Source organism: Promineifilum sp. (SeqCode), from assembly GCF_041918635.1.
Classification (GTDB): Bacteria; Chloroflexota; Anaerolineae; order Promineifilales; family Promineifilaceae; genus Promineifilum.
In genome coordinates this window covers 1-8290 of record NZ_JAYRVJ010000323.1, presented here as the reverse complement: position 1 = coordinate 8290, position 8290 = coordinate 1, and the positions used below count along the sequence as shown (strand labels likewise).

General features: G+C 64.6%; 6 protein-coding genes, 1 tRNA gene and 2 pseudogenes. 2 read left to right on the top strand and 7 right to left on the bottom strand.

Going from position 1 to position 8290, the window contains the following annotated elements:
* The 7 genes and pseudogenes from ACE3UY_RS10400 to ACE3UY_RS10370 form a co-directional block, all read right to left on the bottom strand.
* A pseudogene (locus ACE3UY_RS10400) lies at positions 1–1107 on the bottom strand (hypothetical protein); the annotation flags it as partial.
* A gap of 213 nt (positions 1108–1320) precedes the next feature.
* Positions 1321–1407: transfer RNA gene (locus tag ACE3UY_RS10395), tRNA-Leu, on the bottom strand.
* A gap of 36 nt (positions 1408–1443) precedes the next feature.
* Positions 1444–1836 (bottom strand): ribonuclease H, encoded by a 393-nt coding sequence (locus tag ACE3UY_RS10390; RefSeq protein ID WP_374687465.1) that lies wholly within the window; start codon positions 1834–1836, stop codon positions 1444–1446.
* Positions 1837–1893: 57 nt separating this feature from the next.
* A pseudogene (gene rnhA / locus ACE3UY_RS10385) lies at positions 1894–2307 on the bottom strand (ribonuclease HI); the annotation flags it as partial.
* A gap of 93 nt (positions 2308–2400) precedes the next feature.
* Positions 2401–3813: an FAD-dependent oxidoreductase gene (locus tag ACE3UY_RS10380; RefSeq protein ID WP_374687464.1), complete on the bottom strand. Its 1413-nt coding sequence runs from the start codon at positions 3811–3813 to the stop codon at positions 2401–2403.
* A 4-nt stretch (positions 3814–3817) separates the two neighbouring features.
* Positions 3818–4255 carry a CBS domain-containing protein gene (locus ACE3UY_RS10375; RefSeq protein WP_374687463.1) on the bottom strand — a complete coding sequence of 146 codons (438 nt, stop codon included), beginning with the start codon at positions 4253–4255 and terminating at the stop codon, positions 3818–3820.
* Positions 4256–4457: 202 nt separating this feature from the next.
* A complete protein-coding gene (locus ACE3UY_RS10370) occupies positions 4458–5879 on the bottom strand; it encodes a LysM peptidoglycan-binding domain-containing protein (RefSeq protein WP_374687462.1) in 1422 nt (473 codons plus the stop codon).
* A gap of 190 nt (positions 5880–6069) precedes the next feature.
* On the opposite strand from ACE3UY_RS10370, the gene ACE3UY_RS10365 reads away from it, so the two are divergent.
* The gene (locus tag ACE3UY_RS10365; RefSeq protein WP_374687461.1) at positions 6070–7482 is read left to right on the top strand and encodes a cystathionine beta-synthase; all 1413 of its coding nucleotides are present in this window, start codon (positions 6070–6072) and stop codon (positions 7480–7482) included.
* A gap of 44 nt (positions 7483–7526) precedes the next feature.
* The coding region (locus tag ACE3UY_RS10360; protein WP_374687460.1) for an AAA family ATPase at positions 7527–8290 on the top strand (764 nt) is incomplete at its 3' end.

Sequence of the window (8290 nt, the reverse complement as noted above, 5' to 3'; positions counted from 1 at the left end):
CGGGGCCGCGGCCGGCGCGACGGGAGCGGTTGGCTCGGCCGGCGCGGGCGCTGAGGCGCTCGTCGCGACGATGGCCGAGCCGCCCTTCAGGGTAGAGGGGTCAATCCCGGCCGCTTTCAGCGCCTTGTTATAGGCCGCTTCGGCCTTGGCATTAGCGACACGCGCTTTGCGCACTTCCTCGGGGGCCATGCCGGGGGTGATCTCGATCAGATTCGGCGGCTCGATACCGGCAATGGGCGGCGCGGCGGCGGGCGGGGGCGTGGCCGCGGTGACCGGGCCGGGCATCTCGGCGTTGACGACAGCCGCTACGCCGGCCACCGTGCCGCCGGCGACGCCAGCCGCTTTCAGCGCTTTGTTGTAGGCCGCCTCGGCCTTGGCGTTGGCGACGCGGGCCTTGCGTACTTCCTCCGGGGCCATACCGGGGGTAATCTCGATCAGTTTGGGCGGCTCGATTCCCGTCACGACGGGGGCCGCCGTGGCAGCGGGAGCGCCGGCCGGCACGGCAACCGCGGCGGCGGGCGCAGCCGCGCCGGATGCCGCGGCCTTCAGCGCCTTGTTGTAGGCCGCCTCGGCCTTCGCATTGGCGACACGCGCCTTGCGCACCTCTTCAGGAGCCATACCGGGCGTGATGGCGATGAGCGTCGGCGGGGCAATGCCGGCTGTCGCCGCCGGTCGCGCGGCCGGGCCGGCGGCAGCGACCGGCGCGGCGGCCACCGGCGCGCCGGCGGCCGGGATGCCCGTTCGCGCCCCGTCCCAGCCGTGGAAGCGAGCGATACGCACGCTGGTCATCGGGTCGTTCTTGAGGTTCTTGCTGGCCGTGGTCAGAGTAGAATCGCCGGGCCGGCCGATCTGGTTGTTCGCGCCGCGCGGCGTGGCGGCGGCCCGCTTGGCTGCCTGCAAGCGCGCCTGCTGCATTTGCTCTTCGTAGCCGGCCTGGACTTTGACCTTGTGACCCAGTGTAATGCCGGGGTTATAGGACTTCTCTTCGGCCGCCACCTCGGTCCGCATGCCGGTGACGGCGCGGTCGGCGCGGGAGACGAGGAAGGCGAGGAGTAAACCGACCAGCAAGACCAGGAAGATGACGAGAATGATCAGCAGAATGGCCATAGCGAAAATCCCTCAACTGTGTTCAGCTGCCAATGGACGAAGCATTGTTAGGCAACAAATCTCACAGATACGCTTGTCTAGTCTGTGCCATCTGTGAAATCTGTGCATGCTCCTTCCACGAAGTTGGCGCTCATTATAGCGATTGTGCGGAATTTCTCAAAAACAAACGGCCCGGACTGTATAAGTCCGGGCCGTCGCTGATGATTGAGTCGCTGGTGCCGAAGGTGGGATTCGAACCCACATGAGGGAACCCTCACTACGCCCTGAACGTAGCGCGTCTGCCAGTTTCGCCACTTCGGCTAGGTGAGACGTATTGTATCAAGCTCGCGCCGGTTGTCAACTAATCGCAACCTTCGCGGCCCGCTCCAAGCCTTCCAGGCGCTGCCCCTTGGCGTTCACCCACTGGACTTGATAGCGGCCCGTGAGGTCGAGCAGTGTCTTCCACAAGTCAGCATTGGCGACCGGCAGGCCGTCCTTCTTCTGCCAACCCTGGGCCTGCCACCCGGCTGCCCAGCGGGTCGCACCCTGGTGCAAGTAGTCGGACGTGGTGAAAAGTTGGACGCGGCTGCCCGGTGGTAGGAGTCGCAGTCCCTCGATGGCCGCGACCAACTCCATGCGGTTGTTCGTCGTCGCCTCGGCCGTCCCACGCCGCTCCTGCCACGCCCCATCCCTCTCCAGCGCCACGCCCCACGCGCCCGGCCCTGGGTTGCCCTTGCACGAGGCGCGCAGATACAGGCGGGGGATGTCCGCGTCGAGGTCGAGCTTGGGCGTGATCGCCAGACGCGCCTCGCGAGCCAGCCGGTCGACGGCCTCGTTCAGCGGGTGGCCGCTGTGGCCGCGCACCCAATGCCACTCGATCTCGTGCCGGGCAACAAGCCCCTGAAGTTCGCGCCACAGTTCGGCGTTGGGCACGGCGTGACCCGAGCGGGTGCGCCAGCCGGCGGCGGCCCACTTGGCGACGCCCTCCGTAATGCCGCGGCGCAAGTATTGGGAGTCGGTGTGAAACTCGATCTGGCAGGGCCGTTTCAGCGCCCGCAACGCGCCGATGGCCGCCTGTAACTCCATCCGGTTGTTGGTGGTCGTCAGGTCGTTGCCCGTCAGCACCTTCTCTCGATCGCCATAGCGCAGGATGGCCGCCCACCCGCCGATACCGGGGTTAGGGTCGGCTCCGCCGTCGCTGTAGATGATGACTTTCTCCATGAGAGGGGTGATGAGTAGTTAGCGACTGGTGGTTAGTGGTTAGTCGTTGGTCGTGGTCATGGAGACCAGCGACCAACGACTAGACCCTGGCCCCTATCCCCTAGTCCCTAATTGCTTGAGCGCCTCCAGCATCTCATCCACGTTGGTGAACTTGATGCGCGGGCGGCCTTGCGCTTTGCCGCGGCTCAGTTCGAGCGCGTCCAGTTCTCGCCAGTCGGCGTAGGACACCACGTGGGCCTGATGAGAGTGCACCAACTCGTCGGCCTCGCCAGCCGTCGCGTGCGTCGCGTTCAGCACCCGGCCGGCGCGAGCGTCGGCCAGCATGTTCTCGGCCGTCTCGGCCGCGTCTGGCTTGTTCGTGCCGATAACGCCCGTCGGGCCGCGCTTGATCCAGCCGGCGGTGTACTGGCCGACCAGCGGCTCCTTGGTGGCCGGATCGAGCACGCGCCCGCCATCGTTGGGGATGACGCCCCAACTCTCGTGAAACGGCACGCCCGGCAGGGGTACGCCCTTGTAACCGATGGAGCGAAAGACCAGGCCCACGTCGAGCGTCTCGAAGTGGTCGGTAGGACGCGGGCGCATGGAGCCGGCCTCGGTGGCGTAAAGCTCATTGCGCACCAGGCGCATCTGCTTCACCCGCCCCTTCTCGTCGCCGATCAACTCGACCGGCGAAACCAGAAAGCGCAGAACGAGCCGCTTCGATTTGCCCGCCGGCTGGCGGCGCGACAGTTCCTGGATGATCTCGACTTTGCGCACGTCGGCCCGATCAGCGCCGGTCATGGACGCCTGGCTGAGCGGGTCTAGCTCCGCCTCTTCCGGCAGCACGATAGTGTCGCAGTCGGCCAGTTCGCCCAACTCCTTGGCCTCCGGCGCGGTGAAAGCGGCCTGCGCCGGGCCGCGCCGGCCGAGGATGTAGACTTCCTTTACCCGGCTGTGGCGCAGCGCCTCCAGGGCGTAATCGGCGATGTCGGTCTTCAGCAGTTCTTCCGGGGTGCGGCACAGGATGCGCGCCACGTCGACGGCCACGTTGCCGACGCCGACAACGGCCACGCGCTCCTGCGACAGATCGAAGACACAGTCGCGGTAGTCCGGGTGGCCGTTGTACCAGGCCACAAACGCTGTCGCCGGGTGGCTGCCGATCAGGTCGTCGCCGGGTATGCCCAGCGGCCGGTCGGTCTGCGCGCCGGTGGTATAGAGGATTTGATGGTAGTAATCCTTCAACTCGTCAACGGTCACGTCCCGCCCCAGTTCGACGTGGCCGAAGAAGCGGAAGCGGGGATTGGCCGCGATGCGGTCGAACGCGGCCGTCACCGACTTGATCTTCTGGTGGTCGGGGGCGACGCCGTTGCGCACCAGGCCGAACGGCGTGGGCAGCCGGTCGTACATGTCGATTTCGACGATGAGTTCGCTATCTTTAAACAGGCGCTCGGCGGCGTAGAAGCCGGCCGGACCGGCGCCGATGATAGCCACGCGCAACGGCTGCGCGGCGGTTCCAAGTGGGGACATGGGTCTATTCCTCTCCTTCGGCGATGATGCGCGTTTCCAGGGTATCCACCTCGCCGCGGTAGGCGTCGCGCTGGATCTTCAGCACGTCGCCGATCGAGATGATGCCGCACAGCCGGCCTTCATCAACGATAGGCAGGTGGCGGAAACGCTTTTCCAGCATGGTGTGGGCGACGGCGATCACGTCATCCTGAGGCATGCCGACGATGACGTCGCGGGTCATGATGTCGCTGATGGGCCGGGCGAAAAGCTGCTCGTCCTCGGCGGCGCTGTACAGGATGTCGCGCTCGCTCAGGATGCCCACCAGCCGATCGGCTGCATCCACCACAACCAGCGCGCCGATGCGATACTCCACCAGCAATGTGATGGCGCGTCGTACCGGCTCATCCGGCGCGATGGTGATCACGTTGCCCTTTTTGGTTGCCAGGATATTGCGTACCTTCATGTGGACTCCTCTTGAGTGCGGGGTGGGGTGTAGGACAGGTTTCTTAACCTGTCTTTCCATGCACAGGTTAAGAAACCTGTGCTACATCCGGTAGTATAAACACAAAAAGGCGCAAAGGGGTAGCCTTTGCGCCTTTAAGCGGTTCTCTTATCAGCGAGAATCAGCGTTCAATCCGCGTCATCAGCGTTCTGTTCTTCGCCGCCTATTTAAGCGTTTCGCAAGCCGGGCAGCTCCCGTCCGGCCGGAACATAGCATAGCCTGCCTGGGGATCGCCCGCCGGATCGAAGAAGGTAAAATCGACATTGAAGACGATCATCATGCGCACCCGACCGCTGGCGATCGCCAGATCGCGCGCCTCGCGCAGCCATTGGGCGTGTTCCTGCACCGATGTGCCCGCGGCCCAGGCGAAGTTGGGCGGCAGCGTGCTAAAGCCCTCGCCGGACAGATAGCCCAGTTCGGTGAAGCAGACCTGTCTGGCCCCGCCGAAGGTGTTGTAATACAGGTCCAGCATGGGCTTGAAGTACCAGCTATAGTGGGAGCCGCCCGGATGGCCGGTGGTCGCGCTGGGCGACGTCGCGCCGGAGTTGTGGTGCACTCCGATACAGTCGGCATAGTTGGCCGCGCCGGCGGCGCGCATGCCGGCAATATAGCGGTTGTCGGCCCAGGCGTTCGTGCCGTTGTCGAAGCCGGTCGGCGCGGGCGCGCCGGAGATGACCATGATGTTGCTGTTGACGCCCTTGATGGCCTGATAGGCCGGGGCCAGCATGTTGTTGACGTAGGACGCCGGATCGATCTGACCGGCCGGCCACTCGAAGTCGATGTTCTGCTCGTTCCACACCTCGATGGCGTCGGGGCCAGCGCCGGCCAGCGCGCGCATGAACTCCGTGAAGGCGGCGAAGTCGATGCCGTTGGGGGCGGGATAGGGTGTCTTGCCGGTCACGGACACAAGCACCTTGAAACCGCCGGCCTTGGCGCTCTGAATGCTGGCCGCTACGGCGTCAGCCGTGTCACCGGGGGCCCACTTGTGCTGGAACTTGACCCAGGTCATCTGAGCGTTCTTCATCGGCTGGGGATTGGCAAAGGTCTGCGTCTGCCCGCCGAAATCGAAGCTGCCGGACGGCGGCGGCGCGACGGTCGGCACGGTGGTCGTTGGGACGGGCGGGGCCGTGGGCTGAATCTGGGGGCCGCCTGGAATAATCAACACCTGACCAACGTAGATCAAGTTGGGATTATAAATGTTGTTGGCCTGCACGAGCGCCGCGACAGTCGTCTGGAAGCGCGCGGCGATAGCGGTCAGCGTGTCGCCGCGCTGGACGACGTAGGTCGTCTGCCCCGGCGGCGGCGGGGGAATGGGCGTCACCGGGATAGGTGTGATCGGAATGGGCGTCACCGGCACGGTCGTTGGCGCGCCCGGGATTTCCAGCACCTGGCCGACGAAGATCAGGTTGGGGTTGGGGATGTGGTTGGCCTGGACAATGGCCTCTACGGTAGTGCCGAATTGGCGCGACAGACGCCAGAGGGTATCGCCGGGCTGGACGATATACGTCGCGGCCGAGACGACGGCCGCCGTAACGAGGAGCAAGACAACGACCGTCGTGGCAACGGTCCAACGCGACCTTTTCATGGCCTTTCTCCTAAATTGCTAAACGCTATGTCAACAATGCTACGAACATTATAGACATAATGTAAACAGACCGCAAGTACCTTTTACATAAGCCGTTAATGCATCATGCCCGATTTGCTGATAGCATTACATGAAGCTCACGTGAAATCCTGGGGAAGGTAATGAAAAGATGACAATTGCCGACAAAGCAATGACGAGACGAAGCGACGCGAGCGCTCTGAGCTTCCACGACACCATCCTGACCACCATCGGCAACACCCCGCTCGTTCGTCTCAACTCCGTCACCAGCGGTCTGGAGCCGCTTGTGCTGGCTAAAATCGAGTTCTTCAATCCAGGCGGCTCGGTGAAGGATCGTATCGGCTGGCCTATCATCGAGGATGCCGAGCGCGAGGGGCGGCTGCGGCCGGGCGGCACGATTGTCGAGGCGACCTCTGGCAACACTGGGGTTGGCCTGGCCATCGCCGCGGCCATCAAGGGCTACCGCTGCATCTTCGTCATGCCGGACAAGATGTCGCAGGAAAAGATTCTGCTATTGCGCGCCTTCGGCGCGCGCGTCGTCGTCACGCCGACGGCCGTGGAGCCGGACGACCCGCGCAGCTACTACTCCGTCGCCCGCCGGCTGGTCGAGGAGACGCCCAACTCGATCCTCGCCAACCAGTACGAGAACCCTGTCAACCCACAGAGCCACTATGACACAACCGGCCCGGAAATCTGGGAGCAGACGGCCGGCCAGATCACGCACTTAATCACCGGCATGGGCACAGGCGGCACCATCACCGGCGTGGGGCGCTACCTGAAAGAGCGCAATCCGGACATCCAGGTTGTCGGCGTCGATCCCATCGGCTCCATCCTCTACGAACTCCACCGCTCCGGAACCTATACACAGGCCGAGGGGTACAAAGTCGAGGGCATCGGCGAGGACTTTCTGCCAGGCACGACCGACCTGAGCGTCATCGACGAGATCGTGCAGGTGAGCGACCGGGAGAGCCTGCTGATGACGCGCCGGCTGGTGCGGGAGGAAGGCATCTTCGGCGGCGGCTCCTGCGGCTCGGCTGTGGCCGGGGCGCTCAAGTACATCCAGCAGCACCGCCTGGGGCCGGACGCGGTGGTGGTCATCATCCTGCCCGACTCCGGCTCGCGCTATCTGAGCAAGGTTTTCGACGACGGCTGGATGCGAGAAAACGGCTTCCTGGATCAGGTGTGGAGCGACATTCGCGCCGGCGACGTGCAGTCGCGCAAGCCCAGCGATCACATCTACACCGCGCGACCGACAGACCTGATGCGCGACGTGGTGGCGCTGATGAAACAGCACAACATCTCGCAACTGCCGGTCGTCGGCGACGACGGCCGGCTGCTCGGCCTGGTCGGCGAGATCGATCTGCTCAACCATATGCTGCTGGCCGACCACGTCCACCAGGCGGACGAGACGATTGAGGGCATGGTCAACACCGAAGCGCCCGTCGTGGGGCCGAACGCGCGGCTGGAGACGCTGATGACCATCATCAGCGACCACCCGGCGGTGGTCATCGTCCACAACGACCGGGTCGAGGGCATCCTGACCAAGATCGATATTCTCGATTATCTGTCGTCACAACTTCGTTAGCGCCTGTAGGGCGACTTAGCAAATCGCCCTGCACACAGGAGATTATGATCGCTGAAACGGCCGCGCGTCTGCGCAACAACATCCAGAAAGTCATCGTCGGCAAGAGCGAGATCATCGACCTGGCCCTGATCGCCATCCTGTGCGAGGGACACCTGCTGCTGGAAGACGTGCCCGGCACGGGCAAGACGACGCTGGCCAAGACCATCGCCGCCTCGCTGGGCTGCACCTTTCACCGCGTCCAGTTCACGCCCGATCTGCTGCCCTCCGACGTGACCGGTATTTACTACTTCAACCAGAAGGCGGGCGAGTTCGAGTTTCGCCCCGGGCCGGTCATGGCCCAAATCCTGCTGGCCGACGAGATCAATCGGGCCACGCCGCGCACCCAGTCGGCCCTGCTAGAAGCGATGCAGGAGCGCCAGGTGACGGTGGACATCGCCACCCACGCCCTGCCCCGCCCCTTCCTGGTCATGGCCACGCAGAACCCCATCGAACTGGAGGGCACGTTCCCCCTGCCGGAAGCTCAGCTCGACCGCTTCCTGATGAAGGTCGCGCTCGGCTACCCCGACGAGGCCAGCGAGAACGAGATGCTGCTGCGCTTCGAGCGCAGCGACCCGCTGGACACGCTGGAGAGCGTCGTCCAACCCGAGGACGTGTTGGCGATGCAGGCGGACGTGCGCACCGTACGCGTCGAGAATTCAGTGCGCCAATATGTCGTCAACATCTGCCGGGCCACCCGGCGGCACGAGGACATCCTGCTGGGGGCCAGCCCGCGGGCAACGATGGCCCTTTACCGCACCGCCCAGGCGCG